The sequence below is a fragment of the Thermostichus sp. MS-CIW-25 genome (assembly GCF_054060015.1).
On the sequence record NZ_JBSSCS010000001.1, the window covers coordinates 40,168 to 60,789 of the forward strand.

A 20,622-nucleotide genomic window follows, 5' to 3' on the forward strand; every position below is an offset into this window, starting at 1 on the left:
CAGGGTCTGGGCTGCAACTGGGATCTTGCCCCGTCCGGGAGCTTTTGGCTGCTCGCGGCCTCGTCTGCAACACCGTTACGTTCGCGCCAGCGGTGCGGAGCACTTTCCCCCTGCCGTGGGCCCCGAAGAGGCGGGACAGAGTTCTCTCCACCCAATATCGAGAGTCGCTAAATATCGAGAGTCGCTAAATATCGAGAGCCGCCAGATCCAAATGGGCACTGTGGGCCTCAATAAACTCCCGTCGGGGACCAACAGCATCTCCCATCAAGATGGTGAAAATGCGATCCGCCTCCACCGCATCTTCGATGGTGATTTGTTTGAGGGTGCGCGTTGCCGGGTTCATGGTGGTCTCCCAGAGTTGTTCGGGCATCATTTCCCCCAGACCCTTGAACCGTTGGATGGTGTACTTGGTGTTGGCAGGCAGCCCCCGCAGGATCTGGTCTTTCTCGGCGTCGCTGTAGCAGTAGCGAACATTGTTGCGACCCCACTCGATTTTGTAGAGCGGCGGACAGGCGATATAGACATAGCCCTGTTCCAGAAGCGCCTTTTGATAGCGGTAGAAAAAGGTCAGCAACAGGGTGCGAATGTGGCTACCGTCCACATCGGCATCGGTCATGAGGATGATGCGGTGGTAGCGCAGTTGGCTGGGATCAAATTCATCGCCTTTAACTCCCAAACCCAGCGCTGTGATCATCGCCTGAATTTCGGCGTTTTTGTAGATCTTGGCGGGATCCGCCTTTTCAATGTTGAGGATCTTGCCGCGCAGGGGCAACACCGCCTGAAACTGCCGATCCCGACCTTGTTTGGCGCTGCCCCCTGCAGAGTCGCCTTCCACCAAATACACCTCAGACTCCGCCGGGTCGCGGCAACTGCAATCGGCCAACTTCCCCGGCAGCGTGGAAGATTCCAGGGCAGATTTGCGCCGCACCAATTCTCTGGCCCGCCGGGCCGCCTCGGCAGCATTGAAGGACTGGATGGCCTTATCGACGATCCCCCTGGCCACGTTGGGGTTGAACTCCAAGTACTCCGTGAGCGCCTCGGAGACGAGGGTTTGCACAATGCCCCGCACCTCGGTGTTGCCCAACTTGGTTTTGGTTTGCCCCTCAAACTCGGGGTTGGGCACCTTGACCGAGACGATGGCTGTCAACCCCTCGCGCACATTTTCTCCGGCCAGGTTGCTGTCGGAATCTTTCAGCTTGTTGAGCTTGCGGGCTTGGCTGTTGATGGTGAGGGTGAGAGAGGTTTTCAGGCCCTCCAGGTGGGTGCCTCCTTCGTTGGTGCGGATGTTGTTGGCAAAGCCAATCAAAGTGTCGGTGTACACATCCGAGCACCACTGCAGCGCCACTTCCACCTCCACACCATCCCGCTCCCCTTGGATGTAGATGATGTCGGAGTGGATGGGCGTTTTTTCGTGGTTGATAAAGGCTACATATTCCCTGATGCCGCCTGCATATTGATAGGTTTCGCAGTGGGGCGGATCCCGCCGCAGATCGCTGAAGGTGATTTTCAAGCCGGCATTGAGGTAGGCCAATTCGCGAAAGCGGGCCGCCAGCAGGGCATAGTCGAACTCTCGCTCGGGAAAGATCAGCCCATCCGGCTTGAAGCGCACCTCTGTACCCCGCCGGTTGGATCCCTTGGGTTGGGGTTCAGATTTCAGGGATCCCACCACCGCCCCGCGCTCGAAACGTTGAAAGTAAACCTTGCCCTCTCGCCAAACCGTCACCTCCACCCATTCGGAGAGGGCATTCACCACCGACACGCCCACGCCGTGCAGCCCGCCGGAGACCTTGTAGCCGCCACCGCCAAACTTGCCCCCCGCATGCAACACCGTCAGCACCGTAACCAGAGCCGACTGCCCGGTTTTGGGGTGGATGTCCACCGGAATGCCGCGGCCATTGTCCAAGACGGCTACCGAGCCGTCGGGATGCAGGCTGATCTGAATATCGTCGCAATAGCCGGCCAGGGCCTCATCCACAGAGTTGTCCACCACCTCGTACACCAAATGGTGCAACCCCTTCGGCCCAGTGGAGCCAATGTACATGCCAGGGCGTTTGCGCACAGCCTCCAAGCCTTCCAAAACTTGGATCTGCTCTGCACCGTAGTTTTCCGTCATTCCCAACTCCAATCCCGAGGAAGGCTCCCGGCCAAGATCAACAGAAACCCAGAAAAATTGACCTTAAAGGCCAGGAATCAGCTTATCATCAAAAAACTGTCCCCATGATAGCACAAAAGGCTAGAACGGCCACACAGACGCTTCTGAGGGCCAAGTTCAGGATGGGATGCAGGTACGGAAGTCAGGCCGTCTTGCCGAACTCTAACCCAGAAAGCTCTCCACCAGCCCTGGCGGCGGCTGCACGTGAAGCGCGCCTTTTTCCAAGTCCACGACAGGCACCAGGGCTTTCACAAAGGGGATCAACACCTGCCGATGGTCAGAGGTCGTTATCTCCAGCACATCCTGGCCGGCTGCCAAAATCCCCGAAACCTGTCCCAGCAGCTCCCCTTGGTGATAGACGGCCAAGCCGATGAGATCGCGGTAGTGGTACTCTTCCGGCTGCAAGGGCAAGCGGTGGGAAGCCGGCACCAGCAGCCTAGCCCCCACCCAGGTCTCAGCCACCGTTCGATTGGGGATCCCTTCCAGTCGCACCAAATAAAGACCCTTAGCCGGGAAAAACTGCCCCTCGATCAAGGGGTGCAGCAGGGGCTCGGGATCCGTATCCCGCTGCAGCCAGCGCGGTCCGGGCTCTGTGAGGCGTTCTGGGAAATCCGACCAGCACCTAACCCGCAGCCAGCCCCGCAAGCCGTGGGCCGCCACCACCTGTCCCACCAGCAGCCAAGCCGGATCCTGGGCCATCATGGTCGGTCAAACTCAGTCGAGCCGCGGAAAGTCCACTTCGGTTGGGAAAGCGGTCGGGGTGCGCAGCTTCTGAGAGGTCACTGTGCGAGAACCTTCCCCACCCTTAGCCACGTCCACCATGGAGAGCAGCCCTTGCAGGGTGCCAGGGATCGAATTGGGATCCATGAAGATCACCTTCGCGCTGGGACTGCTGCCCACCTTGAGGCCCATGTCAATATAATTTTGCGCCATCAGGTATTGCAGCGCATTGGCTGCCTCTGGGTTCTCCTGCAGCGTGGCGGCAATGGTTTTGATGGCTTCAGCCGTGCCTTCAGCCAGCAGCAGCCGCTCTCGCTTCTCCGCTTCTGCTCGCAATAGCTGTGCCTTGGCGGCCCCCGCAGCCTGGTTGATGCTGGCCTGCTGCTCCCCTTCTGATTTCAGAATAGCGGCCCGCTTTTCCCGCTCGGCAGCCATTTGTTTTTCCATCGAGTCTTGCACGGTTTTGGAGGGTTGAATGTCCCTGACTTCCACGCGGGTGATCTTGATCCCCCAGGGATCTGTGGCCTCGTCCAGCTCTGTCAAAAGGCGAGCGTTGATCTCGGCGCGGGAGGAAAAGGTTTGATCCAAATCCATACGGCCAATTTCGGCGCGCAAGGCCGTCAGCACCAGGTTAATCAAAGCCCGCTGCACATCCTCGACCGCATAGCGGGCCTTGATCATGTCGGTGATGCGCCAGTAGACCACCGCATCGGCCATCAAAGAGACGTTGTCGCTGGTGATGCACTGCTGAGGAGGCACATCCAACACCTTCTCGCGGATGGTTTCCTGGAACACAATCCTATCGATGGGGGGAAGAATAAAGTGCAATCCTGGGGTCAACTTGCGGTGAAACCTGCCCAAACGCTCCACCAATGCCTCATACCCCTGGCTGATGATTTTGACCGAGTTGAACAGGTAGCCGACAAAGATCAGGGCAATGGCCGCTAAGATACCTGGCATAGGGCTTTTCTCCTAAGGGGGAGTTCAGTCCCCATTCTAGACGGTTGCTGGGACTGCTCCCTTAGCTCGATCACATCTCAACAGAAACGCGATGGACCAAGTATGATCTGCAGCTCTGCGGAACGTCTGGAGCTTCTTAAGATTTTTCGGGCCGCAACCGACAACTTGAGGCCACCCAGCAGAAGTCTGGTGAGGGGATCCCGTCTATGAAACTGAGCAGCAGGAATCTAGAGGTTGGTTTGGGCAAAATCTATGACGTGATTGTAGCCGGAGGGGGAGCAGGGGGGTTGTCGGCGGCAATCTATCTGGCTCGTTATGGATTGAGTTGCCTGGTGGTGGAGAAGGGCAGAGGCCGCTCTTTTTGGATGCAGGATTTGCGCAATTATCTGGGCTTGCCCCCGACCACTCCCGGACGAGAGCTGTTGCGCCAGGGAACAGAGCATGCCCTCAGCTTGGGGGTAGATTACCTGCGCGGTTTTGTGGAAGATGCCACCGATGAGGAAGACCTTTTTGCAGTCAAGGTCAAGGTGGGAAAAGTTAACAGCCTCTACCCCGTTTTTCGGAGCAAATATTTGATCGCGGCAACCGGCATTATGGATTACTTGCCCCAGTTGTCGGATATGCAGAATGTTTACGACTACGCCGGCTATTCACTGCATGTCTGTATGATCTGCGACGGCTATGAAATGCGGGATCAAAAGTCAGTGTTGATCGTCAATTCGGAAGATCGGATCAATACAGCTTTTGTCCTCAACTGGTTTACACCCTATATCTCGGTGTTGACCCACGGCCTCTGCTCGGTCGGCCCCGACATGCGCAAAAAACTGGCGGATCATGGCTACCCCCTCTACGAATCTCCTATTCGCCGCTTTCTTGGAGAAAACCATCAATTGCAGGGTGTGGAGTTGGAAGATGGCACTTACATCGAAGCAACTACCGGCTTGGTGGCGATGGGAGCCAAATACCACAATGCCTATTTGAAAGGGATCCCCGGCTTGAAATGGCAAGGGGAAAACCTGTTGACCGACGAGTGGTGTCGCACTGCTCATCCGCGGCTGTTTGCACTGGGCGATTTGAAGCAGGGCCTGAACCAGGTGGCGATTGCGGTTGCCGATGGCACCCTAGCTGCCACAGCCATTTGGCGGGACATCCGACGGGCCTCACCTGCACGTAAATGGGAAGAGCGCCTGCTCTCGCCACCTGGGATCCCAGGGCCTTCCGGATCCTCACTAAATTGATGGGCTCTATCGAGCTTGGGTGGCTTCTGTCCTATGATTGGTTGCGAAGGATTAAGCCATTCCATGCACTCTCTGAAAGCGTTGAAAGCGTTGATATTTTGCCTAGCCTTCCTACTGGTTGGACTGATCTACTACTGCACGGTAGAGGCCCAGCCTCTTTTTGAGCTGAACCTGACGGCCACCTCGGAATACAACCTCATTCTCCCCATCGAAAGCATTCGGGTGGTGCGCGGTGCCAATCCCCAAGATTTGCTCATTTATCTATCAGCTCCTTCGGCAGCCTGGATCCATCAAGAAGAGGTGAACGGGCATTATGTGATCGACATCCCCTACGGAGTCATTACCCATACAACAACCGTCGAGGTCGCTTCGGATCTGCCCTATCGGCTGAGCTGGGGCAACCAAAATGAGCAGACGGGGCGTTTACTGATTACCCCTGCTCCCGCTCATGTGCAGGTGTTTCTGCAGCATGGCTGGATCCCGGATCCCGACTTTCTCGATCCGGCAGAAAATACTCAACCTTTGCAACTGCCTTTAGAAGAAGTGCTGGGGCCTTTACTGGAAGTGCCACCTCGTTCTGCCTTTCTGACCATTGATGATGGCCCCTGGCCCCAATCCACCCCCCGACTTTTACAGGTTTTGGATGATCTTCAAATCCCGGCCACTTTCTTTGTTATTGGCACCCACGTTTCCCGATTTCCAGAATTGGCTCAATCGATTCAGGCCCATCACCACACCCTAGCCAATCATACTTTTACCCACGATTATCAACGTCTCTACGGAAGCAATGAGCTGTTTTATGCTGAGGTGGATAAGACAACCCAACTGCTCAAAGCGTTGAACTTGGATCCCCAACTGGTTGTTCGCCCACCGGGAGGTTTTCGCCTAGATTCTGCTTTGCGTCGCTCTCTGGAGCAGGCAGGATATCGAGTTCTTTACTGGAACATGAGCCCGGAAGATGCTTACGCGGGCCAAAGCGCAGCCCAACTTTTGGAGCGTGTTCGAGCTCAGTTGCCGGCGATCCAGGCTTCCGATCAGCCCCTGGTTTTGCTGCTCCACGATCGCTGGCCCCACACCGCAGAGGCCCTGCCGGATATCGTCGCTGCCATTCAAGAGGCGGGCTATCGCTTTTTGCCTTGGCCGGCCTTCAGGGATCCCGTTTGAAGGGCTGGCAACAGGTTTTCTGGCTTGAGGACTCCGACCCGCCTTTGCCGGCTGGGGATGTTCAAAGAAGGGCTGCATCTCGCTCAGCTCGGCAGCGTTGCCCAGAGATAACGGAGGCCTGTGCCTTGACAAGCTTTTCCCCAAGTAGCACATTGAAAGTTTACAGGACTTGGCTGCGGGCCGAGGAAGATGAGCGAGAGGACATTATTCGATAAGGTGTGGGATGCCCATACGGTGCGGATTTTGCCCTCTGGGCAGACGCAGTTGTTCATCGGCCTGCACCTAATTCACGAGGTGACCAGTCCGCAGGCTTTTGCCATGCTGCGGGAGCGTCATCTGCCGGTTCTGTTTCCCGAGCGGACGGTGGCCACCGTGGATCACATCATTCCCACCGACAACCGGGCACGGCCTTTTGCGGATCCCTTAGCGGAGGAGATGATCCAGGAACTGGAGCGCAATTGTCGGCAATACGGCATCCGTTTCTACAACAGCGGCTCCGGTCGGCAGGGGATCGTGCATGTGATTGCCCCGGAGCAGGGGTTAACTCTGCCGGGGATGACCATTGCCTGTGGGGACAGCCACACCTCTACCCACGGGGCCTTTGGGGCCATTGCTTTTGGGATCGGCACCAGCCAGGTGCGAGACGTATTGGCCACCCAAACTTTGGCTTTGTCCAAGCTCAAGGTGCGCCGCATTGAGATCCACGGCAAGCTGGGGCCGGGAGTTTACGCTAAGGATGTAATTCTGCACATCATCCGCAAGCTGGGGGTCAAAGGCGGGGTGGGCTACGCCTACGAGTACGGGGGCAGCGCCATTGAAGCCATGAGCATGGAAGAGCGCATGACCCTCTGCAACATGTCCATCGAGGGAGGGGCCCGCTGCGGCTACGTCAACCCCGATGCGGTGACCTTTGAGTATTTGCGGGGGCGAGAGTTTGCCCCCCAGGGATCCGATTGGGAAGAGGCGGTAGCCTGGTGGAGAAGCCTGGCCAGCGATGGCGATGCCCGCTACGACGATGTGGTGGTCTTCCAGGCCGCAGATATTGCGCCGACGGTTACTTGGGGGATCACCCCCGGCCAAGGTATTGGGGTGGATGAGCGGATCCCTGCCCCAGAAGATCTGCCGGAAAGCGAGCGGGAACTGGCCAAGGAGGCCTATGCCTACATGGACTTGCAGCCGGGGGATCCCATTGTAGGGACACCGGTGGATGTCTGCTTCATCGGCAGTTGCACCAATGGCCGCTTGAGCGACCTGCGGGAGGCAGCCAAGATTGCCAAGGGGCGGCGGGTGGCCCCAGGGGTGAAGGCGTTTGTGGTGCCCGGCTCAGAACGGGTAAAGCAGGAAGCAGAACAGGAGGGCCTGCGGGAGATCTTCGAGGCGGCAGGGTTTGAGTGGCGGGATCCCGGTTGCTCCATGTGTTTGGCGATGAACCCGGATCGGCTGGTGGGGCGCCAGATCAGCGCCTCTTCTTCCAACCGCAACTTCAAGGGCCGCCAGGGATCCCCCAGCGGGCGCACCCTGCTCATGAGCCCGGCTATGGTGGCCGCAGCGGCAGTCAGCGGCAAGGTGGTGGATGTGCGGACGCTGCTCTAAGCAACTGTCTCCTAGGTATAGCGGGGACTGGATTTGAACCAGTGACCTTCGGGTTATGAGCCCGACGAGCTACCAGGCTGCTCTACCCCGCGGCGCTTTTCTAGCCTAGCTTGTTCTCGGGCCAACCGGCAAGCCTACGCCTAAGTTTCGCCCTTTTGTGTGGGTATTGTCTTCGGGGATCCCCGTCGCACCTGGATGAGCTGGGCGGTGATGCTGATGGCAATCTCGGCGGGGGTTTCGGCGTGGATCTCCAGGCCAATGGGGGCAAAGAGCCGACTGAAGGCGGTCTCCGGGATCCCTTCCTGGGCCAGGGTTCGCAGTACGGTTTGTACCCGCTTGCGGCTGCCGATCATCCCCAGGTAGTGGGGGGTCAGGCCGGAGTGGTAGATGGCCCGCAGGATTTGGCAATCGAGGCTGTAGCTGCGGGTCACAAGAGCGATGTAGAGCTGCGGGATCCTGTGCAGATGGGGGATAAGTTGGGCAAAGGGTTCTGAGCACAGCCGCTCGGCAACGGGAAAGCGCTGAGGGGTTACCCAGTCCGGGCGATCGTCCTGAACCCAAATGCGAAAGCCGGCCAAATGGGCGATCTGGGCCAGGGACAGGCCGCAGTGGCCCGCTCCGACGATCAGCAGGGTGGGGGAAGGGAGGAGGGGCTCGACCCAGGATCCCGCGAGGAGCTGTGGGCGGGATGGCAGGGGGGCAAAGTGCTCCGCACCGCTGTCGCTAAGGCTGAGGTAGGGGAACCCCTGAGGATGGAGGGGAGTGATCAGCCAAGCCCTTTGCCCTTGGGTCAGAGCCTGGAGGATCTGGGCCACCAACGTTTGGGCAAGGGATCCCTGCCATCGCTGTAGCCAAATGTGCATCCGTCCCCCGCAAACGCCCAAGGGAGGGCTGTTGAGATCGAGGGAAACCGGCATCCCAGCCGGCCAGGACTCCGTCTTGCCGAAGTGCTCCGCGCTGCTCTCGCCATCGCCAACGGGAACGGCAGCCTGCAAAAGGGTTTGCGCTCGGGCAATGACTTCCGCTTCGGCAGCTCCACCGCCAATGGTGCCCAACAGGGTGCCATCAGATCCCACGGCCAGTTTTGCCCCCGCCTGGCGAGGCACAGATCCCTGGGTGCGGATCACGGTGGCCACCACCAGCGGCCCGCGGGAGAGCATATCTGCCAACTGTCGGTAAAAGGTCTCGTCCACCTCAGCCTCGGTTATGCCTACGGCACCCTAGCGGGAACGGTCAGGGACTCAATGATCAAGAAAGCCCCTCTAGGATGGCCTGATGGAGGGCAACCCGGAAAGCCTGGAATCCGTTCTCCTGCCGACCGTGGTAGACGGCGTTGGTGAGCAGCGTCACCACCAGCTCCCGCTCTGGATCGATCCACAGGGAGGTTCCGGTGAAGCCGGTGTGGCCGAAGGCGCTGGGGCTGAACGGGTAGCTGCTGGCCAAGGGATCCGGGGAGCGCAAGGCAAACCCCAAACCCCGGCGCTCGTGACAGCGGTGGGCATCCCCTTGCTGAGGCAACTGCTCGCGGGTCATTTCCCTCACCGTCTGCGGCTGCAACAGGGATCCCGTCAAAAAACTCTCCCCGAAAGCAGCTACTTCCTCTGCCGTGGCAAACAGTCCGGCATGGCCGGCGATCCCGCCCAGGCGGGCGGCATTTTCGTCGTGAACCTGCCCCTGCAGGCGGCGCTTTCGCCAAGGACACAGCTCGGTGGGGGCACAAGAGCCAGAGACAGAGGATGGGTCAAAGGGATCCCCTGGATAAAACTGAGTTTGGCTCAGGCCCAGAGGCTGCAAGATCCGGGCATGCAAGATCTGATCCAGAGGGGTTCCGCTCAGACGTTCCAAAGCCAGCCCCAGCAGGATCAATCCAAGATCGCTGTAGACTCTGCGGGATCCCGGCCTGTAGGCCAAAAAGGTGTGCAGGGCCATGTGCCGGGCCGATTCGGCATCGGGCTGTCGAAACAGGGGCCGCCAGGCGGGCAAACCGGCGGTGTGGGCCAGCAACTGCCGCACCGTCACCTGTTCTGCTGGAATAAGCTGGCCCAAGGACTCCGGCTCCGCAGCTATCCATTCCCCTGGTTGCAGAGGATCTTCATAGGGGGCAATGGGGCGGGATCCCTGAAACTCCGGCAACAGGAGACTCACCGGTTGATCCAGCAGCAACGCTCCGGCTTCCACCAGGGCCATGCAGGCGGTGGCGGTGTACAGCTTGGTCAGCGAGGCCAGGTCAAAACGGGTGGCCGAGGTTGTCGGTTGGCGCCGGGTCTCAGGGTCGAGATGGCCCGCCGCCCTTGAGTAGATACACCTTCCCTTGTGGCGGATGACCACCTGGGCAGCGGGGAAAAGGTGGGGAATGGCGGAGTTGAGCAGCCCCTCCAGCAAGGTCGGATCCCAGCCCATCTGCCTCCTCTCCTCCCGGCTTGAGGATCCCCAGTCCAACAAACAACTTGTAACGGTGTTTACAAAAGCCTACCGCTTCCCCAGCTAGGATGCCACCACGGCAGGCTACATCATCAAGGGATCCCGAGTGCGGCTGGAGTTGTTGCAAGCCTTTTTGAACGTGGTGGAAACGGGCAGCTTTTTGGCCGCTGCTCGCCTCAGCGGTCTGACCCAATCGGCTATTAGCCGCCAGATCCAGGCCCTGGAGGAAGCGGTGGGCGCTCCGCTGTTGCATCGCAAAAGCCCGGTGGCCCTAACTGTGGCCGGGGAACGGCTTTTGCCCCATGCCCGTCGCATCTGTCAGGAATGGCAGCGGGCTCAGGAAAGCATTCGAGAATGGCTGCAGGGCCAGCAAACCGAGCTCTGCATTGCCGGGATCCATTCTCTGATCGCCCATCAACTGCCGCCGGTGCTGCAACAGTTTTGCCGGGAGTACCCAGAGGTGCAGTTGCGGGTTACCGCTCTGGGCAGCGACCGCGCCTTGAAGGTGCTCAGGGATGGGCTGGTGGACGTGGCCCTGGTAATGGAGAATCCCCTGATGACCCGGGGGGCAGAACTGGTGGTGGAGCCACTGTACTCGGAGCCAATTCAAGTATTGGTGCCCGCCACCCATCCCCTCAGCCGCTACGAGCGGATCCCCTGGAAGGTGCTGGCGGAGTATCCCCAGGCTGTGTTCAAAGATGGCTATGCCATGCGCTCCTTGGTGGGATCCCATCTGGCCCGACAGGGGCTTCCCCTGAAAGCAGCCCTGGAACTGAACACCTTGGATGCCTTTCGGGGGGTGGTGCGACAGGGGCAGCTCATTGCCCTCCTGCCGGAGTCGGCCCTGGTGGACTGCTGCGCCGATCCGGATTTGCAGGTGCGGCCCACCGAGCCCCCCCTCTTGAGGCGACAGGTGGTTATGGTTACCACCAGCGATCGCTATCGGATCCCTCCCATTCGCCGGTTTTTGCAGTTGGCCGCCCAGCTTATCAGGCAGTCTGAGGTTGAGCATGCTTCCGGTACAGATCCCCATTTCCCTCAGCCCTCTGCCGGGCTGTTGTCAGTTCTGTAGGGATTTTTTGTAGAAATTTCTGTAAGTTGTCAAATACCTGTATCGGTAGTTGCAAGTGTTCCGCCGTTATCTCCCCCTACTTGGGTAGCCCAGCGCTCCCGACCGCCGATGCCATGAGCCAAGAGTTTCGCGAGCTGTTGAAAAAAATCGGCAGCGGCACCCACACCCACCAGGATCTCAGCCGGGCAGAGGCCGCCAGCGCTGCTCGGATGCTCCTGCGGGGGGAAGCCACTCCCGCCCAGATCGGGGCTTTTTTAATTGCCCACCGCATCAAGCGCCCCACTGCCGAAGAGCTGGCCGGTATGTTGGATGCCTACGCAGAAGACGGCCCTCTTCTGCCCCAACGGGATTTGCCCCATCCCTTGATCATCTTTGGCCATCCCTACGATGGCCGCTCGCGGACTGCGCCGCTGGGGGTGCTGGTGGCTTTGCTGCTGGCGGCGGCAGGGTCAGCCGTTTTGCTGCATGGCTCTGGCTTCTGTCCCACCAAGTATGGGCTGCCTTTGGAAACGGTGTGGCGGAGCTTGGGGGTAGATTGGCGGGGGCTATCCCTGGAGCGGGTGGGGCAACTGCTGGAACAAACCGGGCTGGGATTTTTGTATTTGCCCACCTGTTTTCCCCAGGCTCAGGCCCTGATGGACTACCGGGATCAAATCGGCAAGCGCCCCCCCTTGGCCACCTTGGAGCTGGTCTGGACACCCTACCAAGGCCCCTTTCACCTGGTGGCCGGGTACGTGCATCCGCCCACCGAGGCCACGATGCTGGAGCTGTTTGCCCTGCGGGAGATTCGGCAATTCACCACCGTCAAAGGTCTGGAAGGCAGTTGCGACCTGCCGCGGGAACGGGCGGCCATTCTCAACCAGGGCGGGAAACGGCTGCTCTTGAAGGCTCGCGATTGTCACTTGGCAGGCCCGGAGATTCCCCTCTCCGGCGAGAAAGAGCTGCTCCGGCAGATGCAGCAGGTGCTCAGCGGGGATCCCTGTGAACTCACCCCAGCCGCTCTCTGGAATGGGGGTAGCTATCTGTGGCTCCTCGGCCACGCCCCATCCTTGCCAGAAGGGATCCAACAGGCGGAAGACCTGCTTCGCTCTGGACGGGTGATGGAGAAGCTGAAACAACTGATCCAGGTGATTGACCTCTCCTAGGGCTGGGATCCCCTGTTTTGATGGCTGGAGTCAAGCTCTCCAGCCCAGGAAAGAAAGCCCCCCGGCCAGCTCCAGGGGGCAAGAAGGGAAAGGTTGGATCCTTCAGGGCAACAACTCTTCGATGGCCTCTTCTTTGGTGTTGGTGCGGCGGGAGAGGGTGCGGCGGTCGAAGGTCATGTGGATCTCCCGGTTTTGCTCGCCATCGGCAGCCACCGCAAAGATGGGGAAGTCGATGTTGCCGTCTGGGAAAGCCATGTGGAAGCGGAAGGTGCCATCGGGGTTGAGCTGGATCTTGCGCCCGCCAATGGTAACGGTGGCATCCGGCTCTGTGGCCCCATAGACAATCAGCTCGGCATCGGCCACCAGCCAGAACTTGCGAGAGCGCTGCGGCAGCACTTCGGAAGCCCCCGAGAACAGGCCCAAGCCGGATCCTGAAGCCATCCAGGGAGCAGCGGGCACCTCCGCCATGGCCATCCCCATCATGCCCACACCCGAGGGGATGATAAACGAGCTGATGGCCTGCTCGGGCACCAATTGGCGGCTGCCCATCTGGTGGCTGCCAAACAGGGATCCCGCCACCCGCATCGCCTCAAAGCCACCCACCATTTCCAGGAAGGGATCGACCGTGGCACCCTGCTGCGGCTCATCGCCTTTGTAGTCCACCACGCCCATGCCGGTGGCACTGCGCTTGTAGGGCTCGCTGAGCTGGTAAAGGGTGCGGCCCTGCAGAGCCATGTCGAAGGGCACTGTCAGGAAGTGCTCTTCAAACCAGTCGGAGGGAAAGACTGGCGGCACCATCACCGCCGCCGAGCGGGCCAACATCAGCCAGCGGCCATCTGCCGTCCGGTAGCCAATTTCCACAATGTAGGAACGATCGCTCACCGGGATCGGCAAATACCACTCCCGCGCCAACTCGTCACAGGGGTACTCCTGCATGCTGTGGGCCGGCTGGTAGCTGAAATCGATATCCGTCACATCGTAGAGGCGCAGCGCCAATTGCTGACCCCCCTCGCGGCGCTTGCTCTCCTTGGCCTCGTTGGGCACATCCCAATAGGCGTAGGCCCACTGGGGATCCCGCGGCAGCAAAACAATGCGGCTTTCCCCGTAACCGCCCGGCAAATCGCCCAGCCCTTTGTCCACATCGGCCAGATCCGGCTTACCGCCAACCTCTTGGCCCACAAACTTCGTTTGGGTAACCGACTCTTGGCCGCTCGGCTCTGGCATCGCGTCAGCGGGACGACCGCTGCGAGCAGCTTGGGCTTCCCGAATGGCCTGGACAAGTTGCTCCTTGGTCATGCGGCTGTACTTGGGGATCTGATAGCGGGCAGCTTCTTCCCGCAACTGCCGGATGGTCATTTCTTCCAACGGGATCCGCTCTTGTGGCATGGTCGGGGTCTCCTGTCTTCTCTTCGACAAATCGGGCTTTGTGCAATGCTCCAGCTTCTAACCCAAAGGCCGATCCCAGCTTGCGGCTCAGTACAGCCTCGAACCCGCTGGCGTGCCGGCCTGCCTTGCGCTCTCCAGCCGCTGACAACCATCAGGTGGGGATCAACGGGGATCATAAAGAATGATGAACCCATGTTTGCGTATTTTTGCCTGTTGGTCAAGAGCTTGGGGATCGCTGGGGATCAATCTCTTGTTCTCCGACCCACCTTTAGGGAGAGGCCAGGAGCCCCAGCTGCTCTCAAGCCAAGGGGAAGACTGCGCGGGATCCCCTGCCGAACCGGCCCTGCCTGGGTAGCATGGGGGAAAGGTGAGCTGTTGCGAGATGGGCCGCAGATTTCGTGGCCAAGAGGTGTTGGGATGAGGTGGTGGAAGCCTGCCGGGAAAGGTTCCGGGATCCAGATGAGTTGGGCAGCGCTGGGGATCCTGCTGTCGGGATCGGTCTTGCCCATGGAAGCGATCAATGCACAGACGCTGTTTCCTCCCCTTTACCGCTTGCAAGGGGGATCCCCTGCCTTGCCCGCCGGAGAGCAGCCTGCCTCTGAAGCAGCGCCCTGGCGTCCGGCAACCAAGGACTCCATCCCACCCAAGGGAGCGGATCAAAAAGTAGAGCCGGCCCAACCCATCAACGGGGAAGTGGCAGAAGGCCCGGTTTTCGATCTGGATCTGTTGCGGCAGTTCGGCACCAGCCCTGGCGGCAGTGGCTCTGGATCCCGGCAGGGGGAAGTGATCGGGCCGGGCAGCGGCCAGAGTGGGGTGCGCGGAGCCAGTCCTGGCTCAGGGGTGGGCACAGGCCAAGGGCCAGGGGGCGGAACGGGTCTGGAGGCGGGATCCCAGCGGCGGGAACCGCAAGTGACAGGGTTGATTGTGGATGCACGAGGCTTAGATTTCTTGCCCAGCCAGTCGATGCGCTTGTTTGATCCCGATGGCAATCAAGTCTATACCCCCGTTACTCTTGGCCAAGACCTCAACGCGGCCTTTGTGGGCAGCGAGGGCACAGCTGCCTATGCCACCTCGGAAGAGCAGGCCCGCTCACTGGTGAACCGCATCGGGGAACGGCCTCACCGCATTCGTGCCATCCGCACCCTGGGCTACGACCTGGTGATTTCCGCCGAAGATGCTTTTAGTCTGCGCCAGATGAATGCGACAGATGGCTTTCTGGATCGCTTTGCTGTGGTGGTCATCTGGGATGGCAGCCAAGCCAGTCTCCCCTGAGGCCCAGGGATCCCAGCATGGCCATCAAAGCACAGGACAGAGGAATGCTAGCCTAGCAAAAGTGCTCTGTCTGCACCACCCGCACCACCTCCAGCGGGGTTGATATCTTCCTGGGGATCCCAGCCTTATGCAACGGTTTGCCAACCAACCTCTGCGGGAACATCCCCACCTGGCGGTGTTTTCCTCCAGCAAGGTGGGCAATTTTGTGGTTACCATCCCGCTGTTGCGGGGCCTCAAGGAAAAATACCCCGGCTGTGTGCTGGATTTTTTTGGCAGCGAGATTACCCGCGACTTTGAGCTCCACTGCCCCTACATCGACTTCAGCTTTCCTCTCTACAGCCGTCGTCCCGATTACCTCGAGGCCCTGACCGCTGCTGTGCGAGAACGGGTGGCTCAGGCCGGCCCCTACGACTTGGCCATCAATTGCGACGAGTTTAGCGAGCTCAACCTGGTGGCGGTAACGGCCCTGCGCCCCCAGTACATTGCCGGGGCCGGCTTGACTCTGGATTTTCGCCGCAAGTTGGACCCCGGCTCCGACCCGGTACAGCGCATGCTCCAAGACGACGACTGGAACGGCCTGGAGTTTCTGCAGCGCTACAAAGGGATCCTCACCAGCAACTACATCGCCGAAATCTTCTGCCGCCTGGCGTACGTGGAGACGGATTTTTTCCGCCTGGAGCTGCCCAGCCGGGATCCCGGTTTTCCGGTGCCAGAGGTCTTGGTGCACATCACCACTACCCGCCGCGCCAAGATGTGGCCTCTGGAGTACTGGCGGCAGGTGATCCAGTGGTGCCAAGGCCAGGGCCTGCAGGTGGGGCTAATCGGCAGCGCGCCGGAGCTTCAGCGATCCCTCTACCACGGCGGCAGCAGCGAAGACGAACTGCTGGCGCAAACGGGAATGGTTGACCTGCGGGGCAAAACCAGCCTCATCGAGCTGGCGGGGGCCTTGAAGCGGGCGCGGGTTTGTATCTCCGTGGATGCGGGGCCGATGCACATTGCGGCGGCGGTGGGCTGCCCTACCATTGCCCTGTTTGGCAACGATGCCGATGGAGATGGGGCCAGCCCGGTGCGACTGTGGGCTCCTCGTCTGCCCCACGTCTATCTCACCCAAACCGCCTACAAGTGCCGGGTCTGCGCAGAGAACAAGTTCAAAAACGAAACCTGCCTGGTGGAGGGTCATCCCTGTATGGCCCATCTCAAGCCGGAAACGGTCATCGGCTACTTGAAAGAGATTCTCAAGCAAACCTAGAGGTTCCACGCCCTCACCTCCAGCCCCTCTCCCAAAGAGAGAGGGGAGCTATGGAGCGACGGGGTGAGTTGTTTCATGGCTACTTGAAATGGCCATGTCTTGGGATCCCCATCTTTTTCCCCCTGGGAATCAGGGGGGCCGGTGGGCAGCAAGGAGTGCCCAGGGGCGCAGTTCGGATCCCTGGAAGTCCGTTTAAGCTGAGAGTTCAAGGCTGAAAACTTAGTGCCTAAACCATTTGGGTGTGAGCTGTGACTTTGGAGATGTGGTATCGCCACCAGCTGAGCCGCTTTGCAGAGTGGGGAAAAATAAGGCTCTGGCAAGGAGTTGCCCTGAAGCTGCTGGCCACCGCTTGCTTTGCCTGTTTAGGCGCGATCATCCGGCTCAACACTCCCGCCCTTCACCCCTTTCAGATTGTGTTTTTGCGCAACCTATTCGGGTTTCTCGCCCTGTCGCCGCTGGTGTTGCGGGCTGGGATCCAGTCTCTGCACACCGCCAAGATGGAGTTTTACCTCCTGCGCTCGGCGATCAGCACGGTGGGGATGTTGCTCTCCTTTTGGGCAGCCAGCCTGTTGCCTCTGGCAGAAGCTACGGCGCTGAGCTTTGTTCAACTTTTGTTTGCCGGCGCGATGGCGGTATGGGTGTTGGGCGAGCAGATGCGCTCGTCCCGCTGGCTGGGATTGGGCCTGGGGTTTGCCGGGGCTTTGGTGATGTTGAGGCCAGGCTTCCGAGAGTTTTCTCTGGGAACAGGGCTGGCCTTGGGGGCGGCAGCACTCTTTGCCTGGGTGACCATCGTGCTCAAGATCCTCTCCCGCACCGAGTCCAGCCTCACGATTACGGCCTACATGGGCCTGCTGCAGACCCCCCTTTCCTTTCTGGCTGCCGTCTGGGTTTGGACCTGGCCTTCTCCTGAGCAGTGGCTGTGGATGGTGGCCATGGGGCTACTGGGCAGCATTGGCCAGGTGGCCCTCGCCCAGGCCTACAAGCTGGCTGAGGTGACGATGCTGCTGCCTCTGGATTTCTCCCGTCTGCTCTGGGCCAGCCTAATCGGGTTTTGGGTGTTTGCCGAGATCCCGGATGGGTGGACTTGGATGGGCGGAGCCTTGATCTTGGTGGGCGCCACCTCTGGAGCCTACGGCGAAGCCCGCCTGCCCACAATGCCGACCCAGGCCCGTACCGGCGGAGTTGGATAGCAGACAGATATCCTCTGCCAGGACTTACAGCCGAGGGAGAACAGGGCTGGAGCTGGTCAGGTCTGTGGTGGTAAGGGCCACCAACAGGGCTTCTGGACTGACGGGGAAGGGCAGGTGGTGGATGTCGGATCCTGGCTGGCAGGCCACTTGGGCGGCTTGCAGCAGGTCGGCGGATCCCAGGTGACCCAGCTTGAGATCCCGCAAGTTGAGGGGCAGCCCCACCTGGCGGTAGAACTCCAGCAACTGGGTACGTGCTGCCAGCGCCAACTGGCTTCCCTGCAGGATCTCTTCTAGGCGGAGCTGGGCCAAAATGCCGAAAGCCACCTTCTCGCCGTGCAGGGTGGCCCGGTGCCCCGACAAGTGGGTTAGCCCGTTGTGGACAGCGTGGGCGGCCACGGTGCGACACTTAGCCCCACCCATGCCGCCAACGATCCCCGCCAGGCAAATGCAAGCATCCACCACCTGTTTCCAAGCAGTTCCGCCCGGCTCCCGTAGGGCCGCCGCCGATTGCTGGAGGAGCAAATCCCGCAGGACGCGGGCTTGCTGCACTGCCCCAATCACCAGGGCATCTTCCGATGCGCCGCTGCTGACAGAAGACTCGTACCACTTGGCCAAGGCATCTCCGATCCCGGCTACCAAGGTGCGAGGGGGAGCCTGACGAATGAGGTCGTAGTCCAAGATCAAGGCGGCTGGGGCCTGATCCAAGGCCACATCCCGCTGAAAAGCGCCGCTGTCGGAGTAGATATTGGATAGGGCGCTCCAGGCGGCACAGGTGGCCGCAGAGGTGGGCACGGTAACCACCGGGATCCCCAATCTGTGGGCCACTAGCTTGGCCGTATCCAGTGCCTTGCCACCCCCCACTCCTAAGATGCCGGTTACCGATTCCGCCATGGCTAGCGCCTGCAAACGCGCCAGCTCCGACTCGCTGCAATCTACCCCGTAGGTAGTCCAGTGGACTTGGACGGCAGGCTCCCGCGCGAAATTGCGCTGCAGAGGGGACTCAACCACAGCCAAGGAGCGTTCCCCCCCGATCACCAGCACACGGGATCCCAGTACCGCAAGGGGCACAGCTTCCAGAATGCCGCTGCCGCGGTACAGCCGACCTGGGGCCAGAATGGCAAGATCCAATTGGCAAGGAGAGGCGCTCAGCATTGCAAGAATGGGCGAGAAAAAGGACTCCGTCCCGCTATCGCGAATAGCTCAGTGTTCGTAATACAGATAACGATCCTAGCCGAAAAAAGGGCTCCGCGCTGCTGACGCGAACGCAGATGGCTCACCCAAGGTCTGGCTATAGTTAAGCTGTTCATCCCCTCAACTCTGCAGCCTCTAAGGTCTCTGGCCCCCTGACACGTTCGCAGAAGTGTCGCGTAGCGACAACAGTTCTCAGCAAGGGATCCCACCATGAACCCCACAACTCAACACCAGCTCATGCTTAAAATTGTGGCCGGCTCTGCTTGGGCCGATGGGCATTTGGAACCCCAGGAATTGGCCTACTTGGGATCCCTGCTGCGCCGCTATGGTTTGGAGCACGATACCGAGCTGCGAGAACTGATCCAAGAGCCTATCCCAATGGAGCAAACCGAGCGCTGGATGGCCGATTATCTTGCCCAGGCCAGCGAAACCGAGCGTATGCAACTTTTGGGAGCAATCGGCAACCTGATGATGGCCGACAACACGGTCTCTCCAGAAGAGCACACCCTCTTGGATGACTACTACACCCTCATGGCCGGGATCCCGGCTCGTCCAGAAGCTGCACCCAACCTGGTGAAGGGCGTTGGGCAATTTTTCCGGCGCATGGCTAAGGCTGTGGGGAGCAGGTGACGCGAGAGTGCATCAGTCTGTGCAGTTGCTCCCCAATAATCTGGATGCCGCTGACAATGCGCTCTTCCGGTTGGTAGCTAAAGGCGAGGCGCAGGGCGTGCTCCCCTTGGCCATCGGCAAAGCAGTGGGTGCCCGGCAGGAAGGTGACCCCCAGGGCGCGAGTAGCCTGCAACAAGGTGCTGGCGCTTAGGGAAGGGGGCAGCTCACACCAGACGAAAAATCCACCCCCAGGGGCCTCCACCTTGACTTCGGGGGGAAAATATTGAGCGATGGCCTCCAGCATCACCTGGCACTTTTCTCGGTAGCGACGGGTGAGGAGTTGAATGTGGCTCTGCAGACGGCCCTCCCCGCAATAGCGGGCCACCACCCGGCCCAAAAAGGGCCCCAGGGATCCCTCGCTGCGAAACATCTCCAAGCGGCGGATGATCTCAGGGTGACCACAGGCCCAGCCCACCCGTACTCCCGGCACCACAATCTTGGAGAAGGTGCCCACGTGCAGAACCCAGCCTTCCTGATCCAGGGAAGCCAAGCTGGGCAAGGGATCCCCGGCAAAGCGCAGGTCGTAGTAGGCCTCGTCCTCTACCACCACCACACCGTACTCAGCTGCCAACTGCACCAATTTCTGCCGCCGTGGCCCAGAGAGGGTGCAGCCTTTGGGGTTTTGGAAGGTGGGAATGGTATAGACAAATCGGGGGCGGATCCCTTGGCGAGCCAGATCGCGCAGCACCTCTTCCAGGCGATCCACCACCATGCCTTCCCCATCCACCGGAATCGAGATCAGACGCGCTCCTGCCGCCGCAAAACGGCTGACAGCCCCCATGAAGGTGGGCCCTTCCACAATGACTACATCCCCCGGCTCCACGAAGACCTGAGGCAGTAGGCCGAGGATCTGCCCAGAGCCATAGCCGATCAGTAGGTTTTCCGGCTGGGCCTCTACCCCTCTATCCCGCATCAACTGCAGCACCACGTCGATCAGCCCGGCAAACGTGCCGCCGTAATTGAGGGCATTGTCCCCATCCTCTGCCAACACCTCCGCCGTGGCCCGCGCCAAGTCGGCCTTGGGAAACAGGCGCGGATCCGCCAGCCCAAAGGTAAAACTGGTAACCACTGGCACCGCCCCTGGGATCTCCGCCCCGAAAGGAGAAGGGATCACAGCCTGAGCCCGTTGGGCAAAAAGGGTTTGCAACAAGGGCCGCGAAGTGCTACGCGGTGCCGATGCGGACGAGGTCTGGGTCATGG

At 60.2% G+C, this 20,622-nt stretch carries 17 protein-coding genes and 1 tRNA gene; 9 read left to right on the forward strand and 9 right to left on the reverse strand.

Translation table 11 applies throughout. The features are described from left to right. Positions 1 to 184 precede the first annotated feature (184 nt). The 3 genes from gyrB to ACVWZ1_RS00215 all read right to left on the reverse strand — a co-directional run bounded on the left by gyrB (position 185) and on the right by ACVWZ1_RS00215 (position 3,832). Complete coding sequence (gene gyrB, locus ACVWZ1_RS00205) at positions 185 to 2,113, reverse strand: DNA topoisomerase (ATP-hydrolyzing) subunit B (RefSeq protein WP_457502224.1); 1,929 nt, start codon at positions 2,111 to 2,113, stop codon at positions 185 to 187. Positions 2,114 to 2,314: 201 nt separating this feature from the next. Beyond that, positions 2,315 to 2,854, reverse strand: a complete 540-nt coding sequence (gene rimM / locus ACVWZ1_RS00210) for a ribosome maturation factor RimM (RefSeq protein ID WP_414409307.1) — start codon at positions 2,852 to 2,854, stop codon at positions 2,315 to 2,317. 12 nt (positions 2,855 to 2,866) lie between these two features. Beyond that, the gene (locus ACVWZ1_RS00215; RefSeq protein WP_457502225.1) at positions 2,867 to 3,832 is read right to left on the reverse strand and encodes an SPFH domain-containing protein; all 966 of its coding nucleotides are present in this window, start codon (positions 3,830 to 3,832) and stop codon (positions 2,867 to 2,869) included. Between the two features lie 206 nt (positions 3,833 to 4,038). Here ACVWZ1_RS00215 and ACVWZ1_RS00220 point away from each other — a divergent pair, with 206 nt between their 5' ends. The 3 genes from ACVWZ1_RS00220 (at position 4,039) to leuC (ending at position 7,827) form a co-directional block, all read left to right on the forward strand. Then, positions 4,039 to 5,070 (forward strand): NAD(P)/FAD-dependent oxidoreductase, encoded by a 1,032-nt coding sequence (locus ACVWZ1_RS00220; protein WP_457502226.1) that lies wholly within the window; start codon positions 4,039 to 4,041, stop codon positions 5,068 to 5,070. Positions 5,071 to 5,133: 63 nt separating this feature from the next. Continuing rightward, on the forward strand, positions 5,134 to 6,234 hold the full coding sequence (locus ACVWZ1_RS00225) for a polysaccharide deacetylase family protein (RefSeq protein ID WP_457502227.1): 1,101 nt from the start codon (positions 5,134 to 5,136) through the stop codon (positions 6,232 to 6,234). A gap of 189 nt (positions 6,235 to 6,423) precedes the next feature. After that, positions 6,424 to 7,827 (forward strand): 3-isopropylmalate dehydratase large subunit, encoded by a 1,404-nt coding sequence (leuC, locus tag ACVWZ1_RS00230; RefSeq protein WP_414522598.1) that lies wholly within the window; start codon positions 6,424 to 6,426, stop codon positions 7,825 to 7,827. An 18-nt stretch (positions 7,828 to 7,845) separates the two neighbouring features. Here leuC and ACVWZ1_RS00235 read toward each other — a convergent pair. From ACVWZ1_RS00235 to ACVWZ1_RS00245, 3 genes are all read right to left on the reverse strand, one after another. Then, positions 7,846 to 7,919, reverse strand: a tRNA-Met gene (locus ACVWZ1_RS00235). 48 nt (positions 7,920 to 7,967) lie between these two features. Next, positions 7,968 to 9,020 (reverse strand): XdhC family protein, encoded by a 1,053-nt coding sequence (locus ACVWZ1_RS00240; RefSeq protein WP_457502228.1) that lies wholly within the window; start codon positions 9,018 to 9,020, stop codon positions 7,968 to 7,970. Positions 9,021 to 9,075: 55 nt separating this feature from the next. Continuing rightward, positions 9,076 to 10,227: a serine hydrolase domain-containing protein gene (locus ACVWZ1_RS00245; RefSeq protein WP_457502229.1), complete on the reverse strand. Its 1,152-nt coding sequence runs from the start codon at positions 10,225 to 10,227 to the stop codon at positions 9,076 to 9,078. Positions 10,228 to 10,354: 127 nt separating this feature from the next. Between ACVWZ1_RS00245 and ACVWZ1_RS00250 the strand changes: the two genes are divergently transcribed. Next, positions 10,355 to 11,320: a LysR family transcriptional regulator gene (locus ACVWZ1_RS00250; protein ID WP_457502230.1), complete on the forward strand. Its 966-nt coding sequence runs from the start codon at positions 10,355 to 10,357 to the stop codon at positions 11,318 to 11,320. Positions 11,321 to 11,433: 113 nt separating this feature from the next. Beyond that, positions 11,434 to 12,465 carry an anthranilate phosphoribosyltransferase family protein gene (locus ACVWZ1_RS00255; RefSeq protein WP_457502231.1) on the forward strand — a complete coding sequence of 344 codons (1,032 nt, stop codon included), beginning with the start codon at positions 11,434 to 11,436 and terminating at the stop codon, positions 12,463 to 12,465. Positions 12,466 to 12,567: 102 nt separating this feature from the next. Here ACVWZ1_RS00255 and ACVWZ1_RS00260 read toward each other — a convergent pair whose 3' ends face one another. After that, positions 12,568 to 13,851 carry a DUF4912 domain-containing protein gene (locus ACVWZ1_RS00260; protein ID WP_457502232.1) on the reverse strand — a complete coding sequence of 428 codons (1,284 nt, stop codon included), beginning with the start codon at positions 13,849 to 13,851 and terminating at the stop codon, positions 12,568 to 12,570. 417 nt (positions 13,852 to 14,268) lie between these two features. On the opposite strand from ACVWZ1_RS00260, the gene ACVWZ1_RS00265 reads away from it, so the two are divergent. The 3 genes from ACVWZ1_RS00265 to ACVWZ1_RS00275 all read left to right on the forward strand — a co-directional run bounded on the left by ACVWZ1_RS00265 (position 14,269) and on the right by ACVWZ1_RS00275 (position 17,562). Next, a complete protein-coding gene (locus tag ACVWZ1_RS00265; RefSeq protein WP_457502233.1) occupies positions 14,269 to 15,123 on the forward strand; it encodes a hypothetical protein in 855 nt (284 codons plus the stop codon). 127 nt (positions 15,124 to 15,250) lie between these two features. Beyond that, positions 15,251 to 16,372, forward strand: a complete 1,122-nt coding sequence (locus tag ACVWZ1_RS00270) for a glycosyltransferase family 9 protein (RefSeq protein ID WP_457465635.1) — start codon at positions 15,251 to 15,253, stop codon at positions 16,370 to 16,372. Between the two features lie 248 nt (positions 16,373 to 16,620). After that, on the forward strand, positions 16,621 to 17,562 hold the full coding sequence (locus tag ACVWZ1_RS00275) for a DMT family transporter (protein ID WP_457502234.1): 942 nt from the start codon (positions 16,621 to 16,623) through the stop codon (positions 17,560 to 17,562). Between the two features lie 24 nt (positions 17,563 to 17,586). Here ACVWZ1_RS00275 and ACVWZ1_RS00280 read toward each other — a convergent pair whose 3' ends face one another. After that, positions 17,587 to 18,714: an iron-containing alcohol dehydrogenase family protein gene (locus ACVWZ1_RS00280; protein WP_457502235.1), complete on the reverse strand. Its 1,128-nt coding sequence runs from the start codon at positions 18,712 to 18,714 to the stop codon at positions 17,587 to 17,589. 249 nt (positions 18,715 to 18,963) lie between these two features. On the opposite strand from ACVWZ1_RS00280, the gene ACVWZ1_RS00285 reads away from it, so the two are divergent. Next, positions 18,964 to 19,383, forward strand: coding sequence for a tellurite resistance TerB family protein (locus ACVWZ1_RS00285; protein WP_457502236.1), 420 nt, complete (start codon positions 18,964 to 18,966; stop codon positions 19,381 to 19,383). Here ACVWZ1_RS00285 and ACVWZ1_RS00290 read toward each other — a convergent pair. After that, positions 19,361 to 20,620, reverse strand: coding sequence for an aminotransferase-like domain-containing protein (locus tag ACVWZ1_RS00290; RefSeq protein ID WP_457502237.1), 1,260 nt, complete (start codon positions 20,618 to 20,620; stop codon positions 19,361 to 19,363). The genes ACVWZ1_RS00285 and ACVWZ1_RS00290 overlap by 23 nt on opposite strands. Positions 20,621 to 20,622: the final 2 nt, after the last annotated feature.